This is a genomic window from Allobosea sp. GW823-FHT02B03 (assembly GCF_058797755.1).
Genome location: NZ_JBXAJY010000010.1, coordinates 37,985 through 57,619, shown reverse-complemented (window position 1 = coordinate 57,619; position 19,635 = coordinate 37,985). Strand labels below are relative to the sequence as shown.

The 19,635-nt window shown below is 66.1% G+C and carries 18 protein-coding genes and 4 tRNA genes; 16 read left to right on the top strand and 6 right to left on the bottom strand.

Annotated elements, in window-relative coordinates; all coding sequences use genetic code 11:
- Window positions 1-386: 386 nt before the first annotated feature.
- From AC1REK_RS27270 to AC1REK_RS27255, 4 genes are all read right to left on the bottom strand, one after another.
- Window positions 387-674, bottom strand: coding sequence for a hypothetical protein (locus tag AC1REK_RS27270; protein ID WP_327524206.1), 288 nt, complete (start codon window positions 672-674; stop codon window positions 387-389).
- A gap of 475 nt (window positions 675-1,149) precedes the next feature.
- A tRNA-Thr gene (locus AC1REK_RS27265) sits at window positions 1,150-1,224 on the bottom strand.
- Between the two features lie 342 nt (window positions 1,225-1,566).
- Window positions 1,567-1,722 (bottom strand): hypothetical protein, encoded by a 156-nt coding sequence (locus AC1REK_RS27260; RefSeq protein WP_492270813.1) that lies wholly within the window; start codon window positions 1,720-1,722, stop codon window positions 1,567-1,569.
- 89 nt (window positions 1,723-1,811) lie between these two features.
- Window positions 1,812-3,479: an MFS transporter gene (locus AC1REK_RS27255; protein ID WP_492270814.1), complete on the bottom strand. Its 1,668-nt coding sequence runs from the start codon at window positions 3,477-3,479 to the stop codon at window positions 1,812-1,814.
- Between the two features lie 476 nt (window positions 3,480-3,955).
- Between AC1REK_RS27255 and AC1REK_RS27250 the strand changes: the two genes are divergently transcribed.
- Entirely contained in the window at window positions 3,956-4,285 is a 330-nt protein-coding gene (locus AC1REK_RS27250; protein WP_492270815.1) for a hypothetical protein, read from the top strand.
- A gap of 6 nt (window positions 4,286-4,291) precedes the next feature.
- Here AC1REK_RS27250 and rlmB read toward each other — a convergent pair whose 3' ends face one another.
- Window positions 4,292-5,092: a 23S rRNA (guanosine(2251)-2'-O)-methyltransferase RlmB gene (rlmB, locus tag AC1REK_RS27245; protein ID WP_327524210.1), complete on the bottom strand. Its 801-nt coding sequence runs from the start codon at window positions 5,090-5,092 to the stop codon at window positions 4,292-4,294.
- Between the two features lie 112 nt (window positions 5,093-5,204).
- On the opposite strand from rlmB, the gene AC1REK_RS27240 reads away from it, so the two are divergent.
- From AC1REK_RS27240 to AC1REK_RS27220, 5 genes are all read left to right on the top strand, one after another.
- The gene (locus AC1REK_RS27240; protein ID WP_327524211.1) at window positions 5,205-5,759 is read left to right on the top strand and encodes an AAA family ATPase; all 555 of its coding nucleotides are present in this window, start codon (window positions 5,205-5,207) and stop codon (window positions 5,757-5,759) included.
- A gap of 134 nt (window positions 5,760-5,893) precedes the next feature.
- A complete protein-coding gene (locus tag AC1REK_RS27235) occupies window positions 5,894-6,472 on the top strand; it encodes a hypothetical protein (protein ID WP_492270816.1) in 579 nt (192 codons plus the stop codon).
- A 139-nt stretch (window positions 6,473-6,611) separates the two neighbouring features.
- Window positions 6,612-6,696, top strand: a tRNA-Tyr gene (locus tag AC1REK_RS27230).
- Between the two features lie 160 nt (window positions 6,697-6,856).
- Window positions 6,857-6,930, top strand: a tRNA-Gly gene (locus AC1REK_RS27225).
- A 206-nt stretch (window positions 6,931-7,136) separates the two neighbouring features.
- Entirely contained in the window at window positions 7,137-7,922 is a 786-nt protein-coding gene (locus AC1REK_RS27220; RefSeq protein WP_492270817.1) for a papain-like cysteine protease family protein, read from the top strand.
- A gap of 64 nt (window positions 7,923-7,986) precedes the next feature.
- Here AC1REK_RS27220 and AC1REK_RS27215 read toward each other — a convergent pair whose 3' ends face one another.
- A complete protein-coding gene (locus AC1REK_RS27215; protein ID WP_316021687.1) occupies window positions 7,987-8,310 on the bottom strand; it encodes an Rdx family protein in 324 nt (107 codons plus the stop codon).
- Between the two features lie 227 nt (window positions 8,311-8,537).
- On the opposite strand from AC1REK_RS27215, the gene tuf reads away from it, so the two are divergent.
- From tuf to rpoB, 10 genes are all read left to right on the top strand, one after another.
- Complete coding sequence (tuf, locus tag AC1REK_RS27210; protein ID WP_327522796.1) at window positions 8,538-9,728, top strand: elongation factor Tu; 1,191 nt, start codon at window positions 8,538-8,540, stop codon at window positions 9,726-9,728.
- A 196-nt stretch (window positions 9,729-9,924) separates the two neighbouring features.
- Window positions 9,925-10,824 (top strand): dihydrodipicolinate synthase family protein, encoded by a 900-nt coding sequence (locus AC1REK_RS27205; RefSeq protein ID WP_492270819.1) that lies wholly within the window; start codon window positions 9,925-9,927, stop codon window positions 10,822-10,824.
- An 82-nt stretch (window positions 10,825-10,906) separates the two neighbouring features.
- A tRNA-Trp gene (locus AC1REK_RS27200) sits at window positions 10,907-10,982 on the top strand.
- Between the two features lie 473 nt (window positions 10,983-11,455).
- Window positions 11,456-11,650 (top strand): preprotein translocase subunit SecE, encoded by a 195-nt coding sequence (secE, locus tag AC1REK_RS27195; protein WP_066480198.1) that lies wholly within the window; start codon window positions 11,456-11,458, stop codon window positions 11,648-11,650.
- A gap of 15 nt (window positions 11,651-11,665) precedes the next feature.
- The gene (gene nusG / locus AC1REK_RS27190; RefSeq protein ID WP_316021376.1) at window positions 11,666-12,199 is read left to right on the top strand and encodes a transcription termination/antitermination protein NusG; all 534 of its coding nucleotides are present in this window, start codon (window positions 11,666-11,668) and stop codon (window positions 12,197-12,199) included.
- Between the two features lie 325 nt (window positions 12,200-12,524).
- Window positions 12,525-12,956, top strand: a complete 432-nt coding sequence (gene rplK, locus AC1REK_RS27185; protein WP_316021377.1) for a 50S ribosomal protein L11 — start codon at window positions 12,525-12,527, stop codon at window positions 12,954-12,956.
- A gap of 13 nt (window positions 12,957-12,969) precedes the next feature.
- Entirely contained in the window at window positions 12,970-13,668 is a 699-nt protein-coding gene (gene rplA / locus AC1REK_RS27180) for a 50S ribosomal protein L1 (protein WP_316021378.1), read from the top strand.
- Between the two features lie 545 nt (window positions 13,669-14,213).
- A complete protein-coding gene (gene rplJ / locus AC1REK_RS27175) occupies window positions 14,214-14,729 on the top strand; it encodes a 50S ribosomal protein L10 (protein WP_316021379.1) in 516 nt (171 codons plus the stop codon).
- A 51-nt stretch (window positions 14,730-14,780) separates the two neighbouring features.
- Window positions 14,781-15,161 (top strand): 50S ribosomal protein L7/L12, encoded by a 381-nt coding sequence (gene rplL, locus AC1REK_RS27170; RefSeq protein WP_316021380.1) that lies wholly within the window; start codon window positions 14,781-14,783, stop codon window positions 15,159-15,161.
- Window positions 15,162-15,407: 246 nt separating this feature from the next.
- Window positions 15,408-19,529, top strand: a complete 4,122-nt coding sequence (gene rpoB, locus AC1REK_RS27165; RefSeq protein ID WP_492270820.1) for a DNA-directed RNA polymerase subunit beta — start codon at window positions 15,408-15,410, stop codon at window positions 19,527-19,529.
- Window positions 19,530-19,635: the final 106 nt, after the last annotated feature.

Sequence of the window (19,635 nt, the reverse complement as noted above, 5' to 3'; positions counted from 1 at the left end):
GCATCGCCCCGGCCCGGGTCTATGCCGCCCAGATCGACCGCAATGCCCTCGTCGCCGAGGCCGGGCTCGACTGGCGCATCAGCAAGGCGACGACCGTCGGCATCGCCTACTCAGCCGCGATCGGCGAACGCACCAGGGACCATGCTCTCAAAGGGCGCTTCGAGGTCAGGTTCTGAGGGGCTGATCCAAGCTCCTCAAGCCCGGTCATCCCGGACGGAGCGCAGCGGAGATCCGGGATCCATTCCGGAGCGTCGCCGATAAAGGTTCAGGCATGGATCCCGGGTCTCCCTACGGTCGCCCGGGACGAGCCGTGCTCTTTTTACGGCAGCCAGGAGACCTTCAAACCCTCATCCTGAGGAGCGCTCGCGGACCTGCGCACTTGGGCGCTAACGCCCGCGGGCGGCGTAGGCGACCCGGTTCCTGGCGCGCTTATGGCCGTACCAGGAGATTTCGCGATCGCCGACATCGGCGTGGATCAGCCCGTTCGAATAGGACCCTATGCCGCCGGTGCTCGCCAGGGATTTGGCGACGGCGACGGCCTTGCGGGTCGAGGTCGCCAGCGGCCGGAAGTCGATGGCGTTGCCGCGATAGTGCTGGGAGCGCCTTGCATGGCGGCCACCGCAGGTCGAGGTGATCTGGATCGGGCCGATCTGGGCAACGAGTTCCTTAATCATCGCCAGGGTTTCCGGCTGGAGGCAGGCTAGTCCTTTGACCTGCGGTTGAAATGAGACCTTATCGATGGTGGTGTTCGCCTGGGCGTAAACGGGTACGGATGCCGCAACGAGTGCAGCCAAAACAACGCGACGCATGCTCTACTCTACAAGGGGGAATGGAAGCTCAGGTCACCAAATCCTGGTCTGACCGAACCGTCTCGGCGGTGCATCTAGATTTGGCACAAGGCGAAAAGATGGCTGCGCCATAATTTCGATACAGAAGGCGCGCGGCGAGAGCGGGAAACTGTCGCGCGAAAGCGCTCTCCCGACCGGCAATGGCGGCGCCAGATCAGGGATAGTCCTGCAAGGATTTCAGGGCTGCGCGAAGGCCAGCGCGTTGGCCAAAGCTGCGGGCACAGGAATGGCGCCGGAAATCGGCACGCGCTGCAAAATCGCCAGGTTCAGCCTGGGATTTTCCGGCATGAGCCGGGGAGCATGGTGCCGGCGGAGAGGATCGAACTCCCGACCTTCGGTTTACAAAACCGCTGCACTACCGCTGTGCTACGCCGGCTCCGGCGCTGCGGTACCAGCCCGGCGCCGCGAGAGCAAGCGCGGCCGCGCCGAAGTCGCAAGAGATGTCGTCATCGCGCAAGGTCGGTGCTGCAGCGGAGCGTAGCCCGCCTGAAGCGGCTCTGCCGTTAGCCTACGTTCCGACGGCGACCCCCCATCCGCTGCCGTGATGGTGATTTTGCCTATCTCTGCACTCGGCCTAGCTTCGGATATCCCATCTGAAGACAAGGCCGGCGACGAGAGACAGTACGGTCGAGGTCGCCCAGAGCGGCGTGCCGGCGGCCACGATGGTGGTCACGAGATCGATCAAGACCTTGTCTTTCAGACCGGACAGCGAGCGCCATCAAGCAATCAGGCTCTTCGGAGCGGCCTCCTGCAGACACGCGGCCAGCGCCTGCTTGCGGCGAAAGCTGTATAGGGCGCGGATGCCAAGAAATGCGGGCGCCATGGGGCGCATAGACTTCAGATCGGTGGAGTAATCCAGGTCAATCTCAAACATTCGCCGGCATGTCCCTCTCGCCGACAAAAAAAGCCCCGCCGCGAGGGCGGGGCTCGGCAGCCGGCGGTGCCGGCCGATCGTAAAGCCGATCAGTGGTCGTAGGTCATGATGTCGCGATCCTTGGTCTCGGGCACGAAGAGCATGCCGACGACGAAGGTCATCATCGCGATCACGATCGGGTACCAGAGGCCGTAGTAGATGTCGCCGGTGCCGGCCACCATGGCGAACGAGGTCGCCGGCAGCAGGCCGCCGAACCAGCCGTTGCCGATATGGTAGGGCAGCGACATGCCGGTGTAGCGGATGCGGGTCGGGAAGAGCTCGACCAGGGCGGCGGCGATCGGGCCGTAGACCATGGTCACGTAGATGACGAGGATGGTCAGGATCGCGATGACCGTCAGCGACTGGCCGCCGAAGAGCGCGCCCAGGAAGCCGGTCTTGACGATGCGGGCGTCGCCCGGCGCCGGGTAGCCGGCAGCGACGGCTTCCTTGGCAATGTTGGCGGCGAAGCTGGCGTCGATCGCGACTTCCTTGCCGTTGACCGTGACCTTGGCCGGGGTGCCGGCGGGAGCCGGGGCCTGGGTGTAGACGATCGCCTGCGTGGCGAGGGTGCGCCGGGCGATGTCGCAGGGCTGCGTGAAGGTGCGCACGCCGACCGGATCGAAGACCGAGCCGCAGGTGGCGGGATCGGCGACGACCTGGACCTTGACGTTGGCATGCGCCGCGGCAAGGCCCGGATTGGCGGCCTTGGTGAGGGCGCCGAACAGCGGGAAGTAGGTCAGCGCCGCGATCAGGCAGCCGGCGAGGATGATCGGCTTACGACCGACCTTGTCCGACAGCGCGCCGAAGACGATGAACCCGCCGGTGCCGAGGATGAGCGACCAGGCGATCAGCACGTTGGCCGAGTAGAGGTCGACCTTGAGGATGCTCTGGATGAAGAACAGGGCGTAGAACTGGCCGGTGTACCAGACGACGGCTTGGCCGGCGGTGAGGCCGAACAGCGCGAGCAGGGCGATCCTGGCGTTCTTCCACTGGCCGAAAGCCTCGGAGAGCGGCGCCTTCGAGCCGGTGCCCTCTTCCTTCATCTTCTTGAAGGCGGGGGATTCCTGCATCTGCATACGGATCCAGACCGAGATTGCGAGCAGGAAGATCGAGGCCAGGAACGGGATGCGCCAGCCCCAGGCGGTGAACTCGGCCTCGCCCATGGTGGTGCGGATGCCAAGGATGACGATCAGCGAGAGCAGCAGGCCGAGCGTCGCCGTGGTCTGGATCCAGGAGGTGTAGAAGCCGCGGCGGCCGGGAGGGGCGTGCTCGGCGACATAGACCGCGGCGCCGCCATACTCGCCGCCGAGGGCGAGGCCCTGCAGCATGCGCAGGATGATCAGGATGACCGGGGCGATCCAGCCGATCGAATTGTAGCTGGGCAGCAGGCCGACCAGGAAGGTCGAGGCGCCCATGATCACGATGGTGACGAGGAAGGTGTATTTGCGGCCGATAAGGTCACCCAGGCGACCGAAGAAGAGCGCGCCGAAGGGACGGACGAGGAAGCCGGCGGCGAAGGCGAGCAGCGCGAAGATCGCGCGCGTATTCGGGTCGAAGGCCGAGAAGAAATGCGCGCCGATCATCACGGCGAGCGAACCGTAGAGGTAGAAATCGTACCATTCGAAGACCGTGCCCAGGGAGGAGGCGAGGATGACCCGCTTCTCTTCCCTGGTCATCGGGCGTGGGCCGGCGGCCCCCGATGCCTGTGCAATGCTCATGATCCGCTCCCGTAGTTTCGTTCCCCCGGCGCAGCGGACCACCCGCTACGCCTCCACGCCGCCTTGCAGCGGTCTTTGCGTTGGAGCCGGACGTTGCCGACTCGCCAAAAGCCCTAGAAAAGACAAGTTTGATGGGGAACGAATGAGCCCACAGAACCCAAGCTTCAAGCAGGCACTTGGTCTTGCACCAAAGGGTGTAAGACTAACGACTCATTAACGGGCGATGCCCGCTTTCCGTTGCCATGCGGCGCTCGATTCGCCTTCCGCGCGCAAGGCGATTAGCGTCTCCGATCAGCGGCGATTCCGAGGGGCAGGAGGGAAGCGACATGGTCGGCATCCCGGTTTTCCGTCTGGCCTGCATTGCGGGCGGGCTGCTGGCATTTGGCACGAGCGTTTCCGCCAGGCCGGGAGGCGGCCCCGCCGCTCCGGCGGGGGTGCGAGCGCCGGCTCTGGCCTCAGCGGCGCAGGCTCGCCCCTTGGCGATGCCGGGGCGGCCGTTCCATGGAGGCCCGCGCGGCCGCGGCTTCCATCGCCCGGGCTATGGTTATGGGCTCGGTGGCTACTGGCCGGGGACCTACGACCCCTCGTTCCAGCTTTCCGTGCAGACCGGCCAGCCGGATTATCGCGCCGAGCCGCCGTCGATTCCCGTTGCGGTCGGCATCCCGCGCCCGCCGGTGGCCGATCCGGTGATCTACCGGATCGAGGGGGAGCGCGGCCGGCAGGTCGTGCGCGTCATCCGGATCGGCGCCAATGATGTCCTGCCGCTCGAAACCGGCGAGAGGCGGCTCCCGACCGGGAAGCGCTGAGCGGGCTCAGCGCTGCCGTGTCGCGGCGTAGAGCGCGATCGCGGTGGCGTTGGAGACGTTGAGGCTCTTGATCGCGCCGGGCATGTCGAGCCGGGCGAGATGGTCGCAGAGCTCGCGGCTGCGCTGGCGCAGGCCTTTGCCCTCGGCGCCCATGACCATGACGAGCGGCCGGCGCAGGGCGACCTCGTCGAGCGAGACATCCCCTTCCGAATCGAAGCCGACGCGCAGGAAGCCGCGCTTTCCGAGCTTGTCGAGCGCGTCGCCAAGGTTCTTCACGGCGATCAGCGGGACGTGCTCGAGCGCGCCGGAGGCCGATTTGGCGAGCACGCCGGTGGCCGCCGGCGAATGGCGGATGGTGACGATCACCGCCGCGACCGCGAAGGCCGCCGCCGAGCGCAGGATCGCGCCGACATTGTGCGGGTCGGTGATCTGGTCGAGCGCGAGGACGACGGCGTCGTCCGGCAGCGTGTCGAGATCGGGCGAGGGCAGGGGATCGCAGACGAGATAGAGCCCCTGATGCACCGAATCGGGCGTCAGCAGGCGGTCGATCTCGGAGGGGCGCACGAGCTCGGGCGCGATCGGCAATTCGCCGATCTCCTCGGCAAGACGCTTCAGGGCGTTCTCGGTGACGAGAAGCTTGCGGAAGCGCCGCTGTGGATTACGCAGCGCCTCGATCACCGGATGGGCGCCGTAGAGGATCGCCTCGTCGATATCGCCCGGGCGATGCGGCGGGGGGCCGTCCTGGCGCGGGCGGAAGCCGCGGCCGGCGGGCTTGCCGGAGGGGCGCGGGCGGAAAGGGGCGGGCATGGGAGCTCCCGAACTGTCGAGCGCCTGCCCTGCCACGATGCGCAGCGCTTGGCCAGCCCGGAGCGCGGCGGAAACGTCCTGTCAGCAATGAACCGAAGGGAAGAAACCAGAAATGAGCCGCAACGACGACGCCTTCTTCGTGATCACCGGCGGGCCGGGGGCCGGCAAGACCACGCTCCTGTCCGCGCTCGCGGCGGAGGGCTATGCGACCGCGCCGGAAGGCGGGCGGGCGATCATCCGCGACCAGGTGGCGATCGACGGGCCGGGGCTGCCCTGGCGTGACAAGGCCCTGTTCGCCGAGCTGATGCTGGGCTGGGACATGCGTTCCCATGCCGAGGCGCGGGAACGAGGCGGCCTCGTGCTGTTCGACCGCGGCGTGCCCGATATCGCCGGCTACCTCGGGCTGTCCGGTCTCGCGATCCCGGCGCATGTCGAGCGAGCGGCGCGGCAGTTGCGCTATCGGCGGCTGGTCTTCGCAGCGCCGCCCTGGCGCGCGATCTTCGCCGGCGATGCCGAGCGCAAGCAGGATTTCGCCGAGGCCGAGCGCACTTTCGTGGCGGTGACCGGCGCCTATCGCGATTTCGGCTACGAGTTGGTCGAATTGCCCTTCGCGAGCGTCGCCGAGCGCGTCGCCTTCGTGCGGGCGCGGATCGCGGCGGCAGGCTGACGGGACCGCGTTCCGTCGCAAGACGACCCGCATTATCTCTTTGTTTTGTCGCATTTTCCTCACGCGAACCGGTACCCACTTCGCTCGAAAATGCGCTATCCTGACCCTCCACTCCGCTTTCCGGGGGAGGGCTCATGGACGCGATGCCGGAAGCCGGAGCGATGCGCGCCGGGCGGACGCTGAACCATCTGACGCCGGGGCGTGAATGCGGCGATTGCGTCGCCTGCTGCGAGGTGCTGCGCATCGTCGATCCGGAGATCGGCAAGCCGGCCGGGGTGATGTGCCGCCACAACACCGGCAAAGGCTGTGGCATCCACGCAACGCGGCCGGGGATCTGCCGCAGCTGGTTCTGCCTGTGGCGGCGAATCGACGCGATGCCGGACGAGGCCCGGCCGGATCGCTGCGGCGTGATCTTCTGCCTAGAGGGCGAGGCGAGCCATCCGAATCCGTTCGCGCGATTCTGCGTGGTGGCGCGCCCGGTCGGAAAGGCGCGGGCCCTGCGCAGCCCGCTCGTCCGCCAAGTTATCGCGATGTTCGTGCGCCAGGGTTCGCTTCCGGTCTGGCAGCACCGGCATGGCGTGCGTGCGCTGATCTTTCCACCGCCCGATCTCGCGGACGCGATCGAGCGGCCGGAAACCACGCCGTTCCGGGCGCTGGTGCCAGCTGCGAAGGCCTGGCTGCGCCAGCACGGAGCGCCGCGAGCGGTGGATTGAAACGCGCCGCGACGAAGATCGCTCGTTTTAGGCGTTGACAGGCGGGCGCCCTCTCACCATAAGTCCGGCCGCGCCTGCCGCCCTTCACAAAAGTGAAACAGCGGCTGCGGCCGGTCCTCGGACCAGCCAGCGAAAAGGCGGGGGAATGTCCCGAGCGGCAAAGGGGGCGGACTGTAAATCCGCTGGCTATGCCTTCGCAGGTTCGAGTCCTGCTTCCCCCACCACCTTCGTCCTGCGGGACGAAGCAGGCGCGCCTTCCAAGAGACGCGCCGAACGACAAGACGGTGACAGCGCAATGCTTTCACCGCACGCCTGCAGCCTTTGCCGGCTACTGGCGAAGATGGGTTGACACCGGGCCGCGCGATGCGGAACTTGTCGCCCGGCGCGGGTGTAGCTCAATGGTAGAGCAGCAGCCTTCCAAGCTGAATACCCGGGTTCGATTCCCGGTACCCGCTCCAATCTCCCTCCCCGATTGACCTCTCGGCTTTGAACGCTTTCCGCAGCGGCCGCCGTTCCGTGGCGTTGCGGTAGACCCGGGCGGCTGGCCGAATCGGCGACGGATTGCGCGCTCAAGCCAATCGCAGCAACATGACCGCGCGGCGCGCCTGTGCGGCTGATACCGGCTTTTCAAGACTTCGGAGCGGACGGCAATAGGGAGGCGGGAATGGCCGGCGACCTGGACTTGCTGATCGGCAAATGGACTGTGAAGGTCAAAGGCTGGACCTGGGAATACGAGTTCGCCCAGGGCGGCAAGGTCACATGGCGCGATGGCGACGGCCCGGACAATGGCTCCGGCAGCTGGTCGGCGAACGCCAAGATGGTGAACATCGCCTGGACGGATTCCGCGACAACCGAAAGCTGGCTACGGCCGCTGACCCCGAGCACCGACAGGACCTGGTACAATTCGAGCTATTATCGCGGCAAGTACAAGATCCTGAAGGCCGCGACGCCCGGCTTCGCCCCGCCATTCCCGCTGATCCTGACCAAGCCTCCGGAGATCTACCAGACGAGCCTCTATTGCTGGGCGGCCGGCGCCGTCTCCTGGCGTCGCGTCAAGGGCAAAGGCACAGAGAAGGTCGACGATCTCGTCGCGCAATATGGCGGCTATCTCAACTCGGATGGCTCGCTGCCCGAAGGCGATCCCGACGATCCGACGGCGCAGAAGGGCGGCATGAAGGCGGTCTTCGGCAAGCTGGGCATCGGTATCCAGAGCCTTCCGCGGAAGAACTTCACCTACGACTACGTCTTCGGGAAGCTGAAGGCCAACGGCCATTTCCTGCTGATGGCGACGTCCTTCGGCGATATGGGCCACACCTATGTGGTCTATGGTGTCGGGCAGCCATCGCAGGAGCATTTCAGCGTCTTCGACCCGCTGCAGGGCCGTGGCTACAAGGACAAGAAGTTCAGCGATCTGACCGGCGATTCCGTCTATGTCGGCTTCGGCATGTGATGCGAGCTGCCCCGGCTGAATCCGCCTCGGCGCGGCCGAGGCGGGAGGTGTCGGGTTCGGCTGCTCAGGCCTCGGCGGCTTGCGCCTTGTGGCCGTCGAGATGGCCGAGGTCGCGGGCGGGGTCGAGCCGGTCGCGGACACGCTGCTTCAGCTGCTTCACATCGGGAAAGCCGCCATCGACCGTGCGGTCCCAGATCAGCTCGCCGTCATAGTGGATCTGGAAGATGCCGCCGGTGCGCGGGATCAGCACGACCTCGCCAAGATCCTGGCCGAACGTCTGCAGCAGCTCCTGCGCCATCCAGGCCGAGCGCAGCAGCCAGTTGCACATGCTGCAATAGGTGATGGCGATGCGGGGCAGGGGCTTGGTCTCGGGCTTGGTCTCGGTCATGGCGAAAGGCTCCGGATGGGCGCCGAGGCGGCGCCGGTCGGCAGGGTTCTGCGCCCATGGCGCCGGCTTGCCAAGAAGGGCGGCTGCAATGCCGATGCGCCGCGGAGCGACGGGCGCAAGCACGACACCGCGCGGGGCCAGTAGGGCCAGCTTGCATCGTCAGCCAAAAACCCCTAATTCGACCGCGCTTTCCGGCCCGCGAGGCCGCCTTCGAGGATAAAGGTGTCATGGCCAAAGAGAAGTTCTCCCGCACGAAGCCGCACTGCAACATCGGCACGATTGGTCACGTCGACCATGGCAAGACGTCTTTGACGGCAGCGATCACGAAGGTTCTGGCCGAGGTGGGCGGCGCGTCGTTCACGGCGTACGACCAGATCGACAAGGCGCCTGAGGAGAAGGCCCGCGGCATCACGATCTCGACCTCGCATGTCGAGTACGAGACGGCTGCGCGTCACTATGCGCACGTCGACTGCCCCGGGCACGCCGACTATGTGAAGAACATGATCACCGGCGCGGCGCAGATGGACGGCGCGATCCTGGTGGTTTCGGCGGCCGACGGCCCGATGCCGCAGACCCGCGAGCACATCCTGCTGGCGCGCCAGGTCGGCGTTCCCGCGCTGGTGGTGTTCATGAACAAGGTCGATCTCGTCGACGACGCCGAGCTGCTCGAGCTGGTCGAGATGGAGATCCGCGAGCTTCTGTCGAAGTACGACTTCCCGGGCGACGACATCCCGATCACCAAGGGCTCGGCCAAGGTCGCGCTGGACAACGGCGACAAGGCGATCGGCCATGACGCGGTGGTCGCGCTGATGCAGACGGTCGACGACTACATCCCGCAGCCGGAGCGTCCGATCGACCAGCCGTTCCTGATGCCGGTCGAAGACGTGTTCTCGATCTCGGGCCGCGGCACGGTGGTGACCGGCCGCGTCGAGCGCGGCATCGTCAAGGTCGGCGAGGAAATCGAGATCGTCGGCCTGAAGGACACCGTCAAGACGACCGTCACGGGCGTCGAGATGTTCCGCAAGCTGCTCGACCAGGGCCAGGCCGGCGACAACATCGGCGCGCTGCTGCGCGGCACGAAGCGCGAGGACGTCGAGCGCGGCCAGGTGCTGTGCAAGCCGGGCTCGGTGAAGCCGCACACCAAGTTCAAGGCCGAGGCCTACATCCTGACCAAGGAAGAGGGCGGTCGCCACACCCCGTTCTTCACCAACTACCGCCCGCAGTTCTACTTCCGCACGACGGACGTGACCGGCGTGGTGCACCTGCCGGAAGGCACGGAGATGGTGATGCCGGGCGACAACATCTCGATGGAAGTGCACCTGATCGTGCCGATCGCGATGGAAGAGAAGCTGCGCTTCGCCATCCGCGAAGGCGGCCGCACCGTCGGCGCCGGCGTCGTCGCTTCGATCCTCGCGTAAGCGAACAGACATCGCCCCGGCCTTTACGGCCGGGACGGAATCCGGGAAGGGCGGTGGCGACACCGCCCTTTTCCTTTATGCATGCGCCGCCCGGGTAAGGGGCCATCGCAAACCCCGGTGCACGCGCGGCGCGCCCTGTGCTCAATGGGGCGGAACCGGCGGGACAGCCCGCACGAATCTCACGGAGGAATTCGAGATGGCCTTCAAGCCGCCCTTCACCGGCATTCATGCCATCGCCTTCGCGCTGTTCGACGCGCAGGAGCGGCTCGACCGGGCGGCGATGAAGCGGCAGACCGAAATCTGCCTCGGCCTCGGGGTCCACGGGATGGCGGCGCTGGGGCTCGCCACGGAGGTCTCCAAGCTCAGCCTGGCCGAGCGCCGGACGGTGATCGACTGGGTGGCTGAGGACGTCGCCGGCAAGGTGCCGCTCGCCTTCACCATGTTCGGCGGCTCGGTCGCCGAGCAGGTCGAGCAGGTCAGGGCCGCCGAGGCCGCCAAGGCCGACTGGGTGATTCTGCAGCCGCCGATGGTCGGCTCCTTCGGCGCGGCCGAATACATCCGCTTCTTCGGGCGAATCGCCGAGGCGACCTCACTGCCGGTCGCGATCCAGAACGCGCCGGCCTATATGGGCCGCGGCCTCTCTTCGGAGGATATCCGCGAGCTGGTGCGCCAGCATCCGAACATCTGCCTGATCAAGGGCGAGGGGCCGGCCACCGACATCCAGCAGCTGATCTCGGTCACCGAGGGTCGCCTGCCGGTGATGAACGGCCGCGGCGGGCTGGAGCTCGCCGATAATCTGCGCGCCGGCTGCGTCGGTCTGCTCCTGGCGCCCGATACGATCGACTACGCGCTGCGCGCCTATAACCGCTTCCTCGCCGGCGATGCCGAGGGGGCGGAGGAGGCCTATCGCGAGGTGCTGCCCGCGATCGTCTTCATCATGCAGTCGATCGAGAGCCTGCTCTGCTACGGAAAGCGCATTTTCGGGGCCCGCGCAGGCATCGAAATCCATGATCGCAGCCCGGCGCAGCGGCCGAGCGCCTTCGGGCTGGAGCTGGTCAAACGCTATGCCGAACAGCTCGGTCCCTATGCCGTCTGAACGGCATTGTGAACTTTCCACGGCGCCGTGTGTTTTCGACTTGAAATGCCGGCGCCGTTCGGGCTAAGCAACCCGCGACTACAGGGGTGTAGCTCAGTTGGTAGAGTACCGGTCTCCAAAACCGGGTGTCGCAGGTTCGAGCCCTGCCGCCCCTGCCAGGACTTCATCGCGATGAGCGATCGGAAAGGGCGGTTCCACTGCAGTGGAGCCGCCCTTTTTCGTTGCGGCGCTGCGGCGTCGCGCGACTGTCATGGGCGAGGGCTACCGGGACGGGCAATTCCCGGATCCGAGCCATGCATCATCTGCCGCCAGACGCCATCGCCAGCCTTTCGCTCTTCGCCCTGTCCGCCATGGGCATCCTGACCTGGCTCTGCATCGTCTAGGCGTCGGTCTCGCCGCTCTCCCGGCGAGCAATGGCGCGCCGCGGCGTGACTGTTTCGAACCCGCTCCTGCCCCGGCTTCCGGACGCTGCCGCGAAAGCGCTTGGCTAGCGCGCCATAGCGTTGTAAGAAGCGGCTCATGACGGCGCGCGGCTCCCTGAGCCCCGCGCCGCGAATCTTTCAGGACGTACCGAATCGTCGTTCGCGCGCTTCTGCGCGGCGGCGCTCCGGAACCTTAAGGTGACGGCCCGATGGCGAAGACGAACCCGTTCAGCTTCCTGCAGCAGGTGCGCAGCGAAGCCTCCAAGGTGACCTGGCCCTCGCGCCGCGAGACGCTGATCACCACCGGGATGGTGCTGGTCATGGTGCTGGTCTTCAGCCTGTTTTTCCTCTTCGCCGATACGATGATCCGCTGGGGTCTCGGCCTCATCCTCGGCGCGCGCTGAACGGAACCTACGAACGTGAACACTCGCTGGTACATCGTCCACGCCTATTCGAACTTCGAGAACAAGGTCGCCCAGTCGATCAAGGATCAGGCGGCGCAGCGCAATCTCGCCGACAAGTTCGAGGAAGTGCTGGTCCCGACCGAGAAGGTCGTCGAGGTCCGCCGCGGCCGCAAGGTCGACGCCGAGCGCAAGTTCTTCCCCGGCTACGTGCTGGTGAAGTGCGAGATGACCGACGAGGTCTATCACCTCATCAAGAATACGCCGAAGGTCACCGGCTTCCTCGGTGCCGACAAGGCCAAGCCGATGCCGATCCCCGAGCATGAGGCGATGCGGATCAAGGGCCAGGTCGCCGAGGGCATCGAGCGTCCGAAGCCGACGGTGGTCTTCGAGATCGGCGAGCAGGTCAAGGTCGCCGACGGCCCCTTCGCCTCGTTCAACGGCGTCGTCGAGGATGTCGACCACGGTCGCGCCCGCCTGAAGGTCGCGGTCTCGATCTTCGGTCGCGCCACGCCGGTCGAGCTCGAATACGGCCAGGTCGAGAAGCTCTGAGGCGATTCGGGCGGTCCGGTCACGCAATCGTGTCGGAAGCTCCTGGGCCTCTCAAATCCGGTTTTGCTAGACCCGCGCCGGCATCCGGCGCGGGTTTTTGCTTGGCCTAAGGCTTGCGGCCGGCAGTTCCGTCGGAAGGGCTTCCCTTTCCGATCGGCCTGTGCCATAGGGCGCGCCTCACATGCGTGGAAGGTAAGGCCGGCTGCCAACCGGGACTTCCTGCCGCACCACGCTCTGCAACCACCCCGATCCGGAACGATATCGGTTCCCGGGCGGGGCGTCGTCGTTCCGGTAGGCGCCGGGGCGGACGGCAGGAGCAGCCATCATGGCAAAGAAGATCACGGGTTACGTGAAGCTTCAGGTTCCGGCGGGCGCGGCCAATCCGTCGCCGCCGATCGGTCCTGCGCTCGGTCAGCGCGGCCTCAACATCATGGAATTCTGCAAGGCCTTCAACGCGAAGACCGCGCAGATGGAAAAGGGCATGCCGATCCCGGTGATCATCACCGCGTATCAGGACCGCTCCTTCACCTTCGAGATGAAGCAGCCGCCGGTGTCCTACTTCCTGAAGAAGGCCGCCGGCCTGACCTCGGGTTCAAAGACCCCGGGCAAGGGTGGCGCCGCCGGCAAGGTTACCGCCGCGCAGGTCAAGGAGATCGCCGAGAAGAAGATGGCCGATCTCAACTGCAGCGACGTCGATGCCGCCATGACCATGATCCGCGGCTCTGCCCGGTCCATGGGCCTGGAAGTCGTGGGCTGAAGGGGAACTGAACATGGCTCATGTTGGAAAGCGCGTCGTCAAGTCCCGTGAGGGCATCGACCGTACCAAGCTCTACCCGCTCGCCGAAGCCGTCGCGATGATCAAGGATCGCGCCAGCGCCAAGTTCGACGAGACCGTCGAGGTCGCGATGAACCTCGGTGTCGACCCGCGTCACGCCGACCAGATGGTTCGCGGCGTCTGCAACCTGCCGAACGGCTCGGGCCGCGTCCTGCGCGTCGCCGTCTTCGCCCGCGGCGCCAAGGCCGAGGAGGCCAAGAAGGCCGGTGCCGACATCGTCGGCGCCGAGGATCTGGTCGAGAGCGTGCAGAAGGGCGAAATCAATTTCGACCGCTGCATCGCGACCCCGGACATGATGGGCCTCGTCGGCCGCCTCGGTAAGGTGCTCGGCCCGCGCGGCCTGATGCCGAACCCGCGCGTCGGCACGGTCACCATGGACCTGACCAACGCCGTCGCCGCCTCGAAGGGCGGTTCGGTCGAGTTCCGCGTCGAGAAGGCCGGCATCGTGCATGCCGCCGTCGGCAAGGTCTCGTTCGACGCCGAGAAGCTCTCGGAGAACATCAAGGCGTTCGTCGACTCGGTCTCGAAGGCCAAGCCGGCCGGCGCCAAGGGCACCTATATCCAGCGCGTCGCGATCTCGTCGACCATGGGTCCGGGCGTCAAGATCGAGCCGAACACGGTGATGGGCGGCTGAGGCCGTTCTGGGGCAGGGCGCGAAGGGCCGGTTCCGGCTTTTCGCATCCTGCTTGCGCGGCCGCCTCATGCGGCCGCTGCCCCGCCTTGCGGAATGCCGCGAGGATTACCACTTGGCAGAAACCGGGGGAGCCGCTATGAGCCTCCTCGTGTTTCCATAAGTGTCGGGGCTTCCGCGTGCTTGTCACGAGGAGGTCCGTTTCGCGTTTTTCGGTGGTTCGCCGCCGAAGAATGGATGCCGGGAGCGGGAAAGCGATTTCCCAGAGCCTGGCGTCCAGTCCTGTCTGAGACTGCAGGTGCCCCCGGTTCGTCCGTGGGCATAATTTCGCCAAGAGGCCTGCATAGACGGTGCAAGAACTCTGCCGGTGCCGAAGGGCGCCGAACGAGGTTCGAACCATCTCGCCCGATCACGGCTTCGGCCATGGCAGGGGACAGGGCACTGAGCGTCGCTCCAGCGAGGGGTCGGTGTCAACCGACCACTTTCGAAGAGCGGCACGTGCAACTGGCGGCGGGTGTGAAAGCCTGTCGCCTACCGGAGAGAGCCCAGTGGATAGAGCGGCAAAATCTGATGCCGTCGCGTCGCTGAACGGCGTGTTCGCGAACACGTCGGTCGTCGTCGTGGCCCACTATGCGGGTTTGACGGTGGCCCAGTTCCAGAAGCTTCGTCGCGAGATGAAGGCCAATGGCGCCACCGTGAAGGTCGCAAAGAACCGGCTGGCCAAGATCGCTCTTGAAGGCACCGACGTCGCGTCCATCAGCTCGCTGCTGAAGGGACCTACCCTGATCGCTTATTCCAGCGATCCGGTCGCGGCGCCGAAGGTCGCCGTCGCTTTCGCCAAGGACCACGACAAGCTCGTGATCCTGGGTGGCGCGATGGGCACGACCGCCCTGAACCCCGATGGTGTCAAGGCCCTGGCCACGATGCCCTCGCTCGATGAACTGCGTGCCAAGATCGTCGGCCTCATCCAGGCCCCGGCGACCAAGCTTGCGCAGCTCACGAACGCGCCTGCCGGGAAGCTGGCGCGCGTGGTCAAGGCCTACGCCGACAAGAACGCTGCCTGAGCAGCCGTCAAACCCTTATCGTTCGAACCTCTTACATCAGGAAGCTAAACTATGGCCGATCTCGCCAAGCTCGTCGACGAACTCTCGTCGCTCACCGTTCTCGAGGCTGCTGACCTCGCCAAGATGCTCGAAGAGAAGTGGGGCGTCTCCGCCGCCGCCGCCGTCGCCGTCGCGGCTGGCCCGGCTGCTGGTGGTGGCGCTGCCGCCGCTGCTGAAGAGCAGACCGAGTTCACCGTTGTCCTGGCCGCGGCCGGCGACAAGAAGATCGAGGTGATCAAGGAAGTCCGCGCCATTACCGGCCTGGGCCTCAAGGAAGCCAAGGATCTGGTCGAAGCCGCTCCGAAGCCGCTCAAGGAAGGCGTTGCCAAGGACGAGGCCGAGAAGCTCAAGAAGCAGCTCGAGGCCGTCGGCGCCAAGGTCGAGCTCAAGTGAGCAGGGCCGGCTGATGCCGGTCCGAAACTAGTCGACTAAGACAGTCCCGGGGTGGTTCGCCGCCTCCGGGGCTGTTGCGTCGTTTCCGGCTTCCGGGGCGGCGCGTGAAAAAGGGCCCAGCGCGACGGCGCGACGGCCTACCCAGTTCAAGTCGGCGCCGTTGAGCGCCGAACGGCTCACCCGGCGGCCTGACCGCCTTCGAGACCCGGACCGCCGGGTGAGCCGTCCGAGATTGCGAGGAACACCATGGTCAATTCTCTCCAGGGCCGCAGGCGCGTCCGCAAGTTCTTCGGAAAGCTCAAGGAAGTCGCCGAGATGCCGAACCTCATCGAGGTTCAGAAGGCGTCCTACGACCAGTTCCTGATGATCGACGAGCCGAAGGGCGGCCGCGGCGACGAGGGCCTGCAGTCGGTCTTCAAGTCCGTCTTCCCGATCGGCGATTTCTCGGGCGCCTCGCTGCTCGAATTCGTGAAGTACACCTTCGAACCGCCGAAGTACGACGTCGACGAGTGCCGTCAGCGCGGCATGACCTTCTCGGCGCCGCTCAAGGTGACGCTCCGCCTGATCGTGTTCGATATCGATCCCGACACCCAGGCCAAGTCGGTCAAGGACATCAAGGAGCAGGACGTCTACATGGGCGAGATGCCGCTCATGACCGACAACGGCACCTTCATCGTCAACGGCACCGAGCGCGTCATCGTCTCGCAGATGCACCGTTCGCCGGGCGTGTTCTTCGACCACGACAAGGGCAAGACCCACTCCTCGGGCAAGCTGCTCTTCGCCGCCCGCATCATCCCCTATCGCGGCTCCTGGCTCGACATCGAGTTCGACGCCAAGGACATCGTCTACGCGCGCATCGACCGCAAGCGTAAGATCCCGGTGACCTCGCTGCTGTTCGCGCTCGGCATGGACGGCGAGGAGATCCTCAGCCGCTTCTACAACCACATCAGCTACACCCGCGACGGCGACGGCTGGCGCGTGCCCTACGATGCCGAGCGCATGAAGGGCTTCAAGGCGAGCGTCGACCTGATCGACGCCGACACCGGCGAGGTCGTGGTCGAGGCCGGCAAGAAGCTCGTCGCGCGCACCGCGCGCCAGCTCGCCGAGAAGGGCCTTAAGTTCCTGCGCGCCAGCGACGACGATCTCTACGGCCAGTACATCGCCGAGGACCTCGTCAACCCGCAGACCGGCGAGGTCTTCGCCGAGGCTGGCGACGAGATCGACGAGAAGAGCCTGAAGCTGCTGCTCGATGCGGGCTTCGAGGACCTGCCGGTGCTCGACATCGACCACATCACGGTCGGCCCCTACATCCGCAACACCCTCAAGGTCGACAAGAACTCGCGTCGTGAAGAGGCGCTGTTCGACATCTACCGGGTGATGCGTCCGGGCGAGCCGCCGACGCTCGAGACCGCCGAGAACATGTTCCAGTCGCTGTTCTTCGACGCCGAGCGCTACGACCTCTCGGCCGTCGGCCGCGTCAAGATGAACATGCGCCTCGACCTCGACGCCGAGGACACCGTGCGCATCCTGCGCAAGGAGGACATCTTCGCGGTCGTCAAGGCGCTGGTCGACCTGCGCGACGGCAAGGGCGAGATCGACGACATCGACCATCTCGGCAACCGCCGCGTGCGCTCGGTCGGCGAGCTCATGGAGAACCAGTATCGCCTGGGCCTGCTCCGCATGGAGCGCGCCATCAAGGAGCGCATGTCCTCGGTCGACATCGACACGGTGATGCCGCAGGACCTGATCAACGCGAAGCCCGCGGCCGCCGCGGTGCGCGAGTTCTTCGGCTCGTCGCAGCTCTCGCAGTTCATGGACCAGACGAACCCGCTCTCGGAAGTCACTCACAAGCGTCGTCTTTCGGCGCTTGGCCCGGGTGGTCTGACCCGCGAGCGCGCCGGCTTCGAGGTGCGCGACGTGCACACCACGCATTATGGCCGCATCTGCCCGATCGAGACGCCGGAAGGCCCGAACATCGGCCTGATCAACTCGCTCGCGACCTTCGCCCGCGTCAACAAGTACGGCTTCATCGAGAGCCCGTACCGCCGCATCCGCGACGGCCGCCAGACCGACGAGATCATCTATCTCTCGGCCATGGAAGAGGCGAAGTACAACGTCGCCCAGGCGAATGCCGTGGTCGACGGGGAAGGCCGCCTGACCGATGACCTGATCGTCTGCCGCCGCGCCGGCGAAGTCATCGTCACGCCGGTCGACAAGGTCGACTTCATGGACGTTTCGCCGAAGCAGGTCGTCTCCGTCGCCGCAGCGCTGATCCCGTTCCTCGAGAACGACGACGCGAACCGCGCGCTGATGGGCTCGAACATGCAGCGCCAGGCGGTGCCGCTGGTTCGCGCCGACGCGCCGTTCGTCGGCACCGGCATGGAGGCCGCGGTCGCCCGCGACTCCGGCGCTGCCATCGCGGCCCGCCGCGCCGGCATCGTCGACCAGGTCGACGCGACCCGTATCGTCATCCGCGCTTCCGACGAGATGGATCCGACCAAGCCGGGCGTCGACATCTACCGCCTGCAGAAGTTCCAGCGCTCGAACCAGTCGACCTGCATCACGCAGCGCCCGCTGGTCCGCGTCGGCGACATCGTCAAGAAGGGCGACATCGTCGCGGACGGCCCGTCGACCGAGTTCGGCGAGCTCGCGCTCGGCCGGAACGTGCTCGTCGCGTTCATGCCGTGGAACGGCTACAACTTCGAAGACTCGATCCTGCTCTCGGAGAAGATCGTCTCGGAAGACATCTTCACCTCGATCCATATCGAGGAATTCGAGGTCATGGCCCGCGATACCAAGCTGGGCCCTGAGGAAATCACGCGCGACATTCCGAACGTCTCGGAAGAGGCGCTGAAGAACCTCGACGAAGCCGGCATCGTCTATATCGGCGCCGAAGTGGCGGCCGGCGACATCCTCGTCGGCAAGATCACGCCGAAGGGCGAAAGCCCGATGACGCCGGAAGAGAAGCTGCTGCGCGCCATCTTCGGCGAAAAGGCTTCGGACGTCCGCGACACCTCGCTGCGCGTCCCGCCGGGCGTGCAGGGCACGATCGTCGAGGTCCGCGTGTTCAACCGCCATGGTGTCGACAAGGACGAGCGCGCCCAGGCGATCGAGCGCGAGGAGATCGAGCGTCTCGCCAAGGACCGCGACGACGAGCAGGCGATCCTCGACCGCAACACCTTCGCGCGCCTGGCCGAGATCCTGACCGGCAAGACCGGCCTCGCCGGTCCGAAGGGCTTCAAGAAGGACACGGTCATCACCCGCGAGGCGATGAGCGAGTTCCCGCGTTCGCAGTGGTGGCTGTTCGCCACGGCGGACGACGCCCTGATGACCGAAATCGAGGCGATGCGGAAGCAGTACGACGAGTCGAAGAAGCGCCTCGAGCAGCGCTTCCTCGACAAGGTCGAGAAGCTGCAGCGCGGCGACGAATTGCCTCCGGGCGTGATGAAGATGGTCAAGGTCTTCGTCGCGGTGAAGCGCAAGATCCAGCCGGGCGACAAGATGGCCGGCCGTCACGGCAACAAGGGCGTGGTCTCGCGCATCGTGCCGGCGGAGGACATGCCGTTCCTCGAGGACGGTACCCATGCCGACATCGTGCTGAACCCGCTGGGCGTGCCTTCGCGCATGAACGTCGGCCAGATCCTGGAGACCCATCTGGGCTGGGCCGCCGCCGGCCTCGGCAAGCAGATCGGCAAGGCGATCGACGCCTACAAGAAGGCGCACGACGCCAAGGCTCTGCGGGCCTCGTTCGACGCCGTCTACGAGGACAACGAGATCATCGCCTCGATGGACGAGAACGAGCTCATCGAGATGGGCCAGAACCTGCGCCGCGGCGTGCCGATGGCGACTCCGGTCTTCAACGGCGCCAAGGAGGCCGATATCGAGCGGCTTCTGGAGCAGGCCGGCCTGCACAGCTCCGGGCAGTCCACGCTGTATGACGGCAGGACTGGCGAGCCCTTCGACCGCAAGGTGACGATGGGCTACATCTACATGCTGAAGCTGCACCACCTGGTCGACGACAAGATCCACGCCCGTTCGATCGGTCCGTACTCGCTCGTCACCCAGCAGCCGCTGGGCGGCAAGGCGCAGTTCGGCGGCCAGCGCTTCGGCGAGATGGAGGTCTGGGCGCTCGAAGCCTATGGCGCCGCCTACACGCTGCAGGAAATGCTGACGGTGAAGTCGGACGACGTGGCGGGCCGTACCAAGGCCTACGAGTCGATCGTGCGCGGCGAGGACAATTTCGAGGCCGGCATTCCGGAGAGCTTCAACGTGCTCGTCAAGGAAATGCGGTCGCTTGGCCTCAATGTCGAGCTGATCAGCAACAAGCTGAAGCCGGGCGAGCTGCCCCCGGCCGAGGCGGCCGAGTAAGCGCCGCGCCCTCAGGGGCACGGCAGCGTTCGTTACTCATGCCGGCGGCACTCACGCCGCCGGCCGATGGATCAAAAAGCCGGGCAGGGCGGTTTTCCAAACCCCA

Excerpts from the sequence above, each read along its gene's own strand:
- AC1REK_RS27270 (WP_327524206.1), bottom strand. The coding sequence starts at position 674 with ATGATTAAGGAACTCGTTGCCCAGATCGGCCCGATCCAGATCACCTCG.
- AC1REK_RS27260 (WP_492270813.1), bottom strand. The coding sequence starts at position 1,722 with ATGTTTGAGATTGACCTGGATTACTCCACCGATCTGAAGTCTATGCGC.
- AC1REK_RS27255 (WP_492270814.1), bottom strand. The coding sequence starts at position 3,479 with ATGAGCATTGCACAGGCATCGGGGGCCGCCGGCCCACGCCCGATGACC.
- rlmB (WP_327524210.1), bottom strand. The coding sequence starts at position 5,092 with ATGCCCGCCCCTTTCCGCCCGCGCCCCTCCGGCAAGCCCGCCGGCCGC.
- AC1REK_RS27240 (WP_327524211.1), top strand. The coding sequence starts at position 5,205 with ATGAGCCGCAACGACGACGCCTTCTTCGTGATCACCGGCGGGCCGGGG.
- AC1REK_RS27235 (WP_492270816.1), top strand. The coding sequence starts at position 5,894 with ATGGACGCGATGCCGGAAGCCGGAGCGATGCGCGCCGGGCGGACGCTG.
- AC1REK_RS27220 (WP_492270817.1), top strand. The coding sequence starts at position 7,137 with ATGGCCGGCGACCTGGACTTGCTGATCGGCAAATGGACTGTGAAGGTC.
- AC1REK_RS27215 (WP_316021687.1), bottom strand. The coding sequence starts at position 8,310 with ATGACCGAGACCAAGCCCGAGACCAAGCCCCTGCCCCGCATCGCCATC.
- tuf (WP_327522796.1), top strand. The coding sequence starts at position 8,538 with ATGGCCAAAGAGAAGTTCTCCCGCACGAAGCCGCACTGCAACATCGGC.
- AC1REK_RS27205 (WP_492270819.1), top strand. The coding sequence starts at position 9,925 with ATGGCCTTCAAGCCGCCCTTCACCGGCATTCATGCCATCGCCTTCGCG.
- secE (WP_066480198.1), top strand. The coding sequence starts at position 11,456 with ATGGCGAAGACGAACCCGTTCAGCTTCCTGCAGCAGGTGCGCAGCGAA.
- rplK (WP_316021377.1), top strand. The coding sequence starts at position 12,525 with ATGGCAAAGAAGATCACGGGTTACGTGAAGCTTCAGGTTCCGGCGGGC.
- rplA (WP_316021378.1), top strand. The coding sequence starts at position 12,970 with ATGGCTCATGTTGGAAAGCGCGTCGTCAAGTCCCGTGAGGGCATCGAC.
- rplL (WP_316021380.1), top strand. The coding sequence starts at position 14,781 with ATGGCCGATCTCGCCAAGCTCGTCGACGAACTCTCGTCGCTCACCGTT.
- rpoB (WP_492270820.1), top strand. The coding sequence starts at position 15,408 with ATGGTCAATTCTCTCCAGGGCCGCAGGCGCGTCCGCAAGTTCTTCGGA.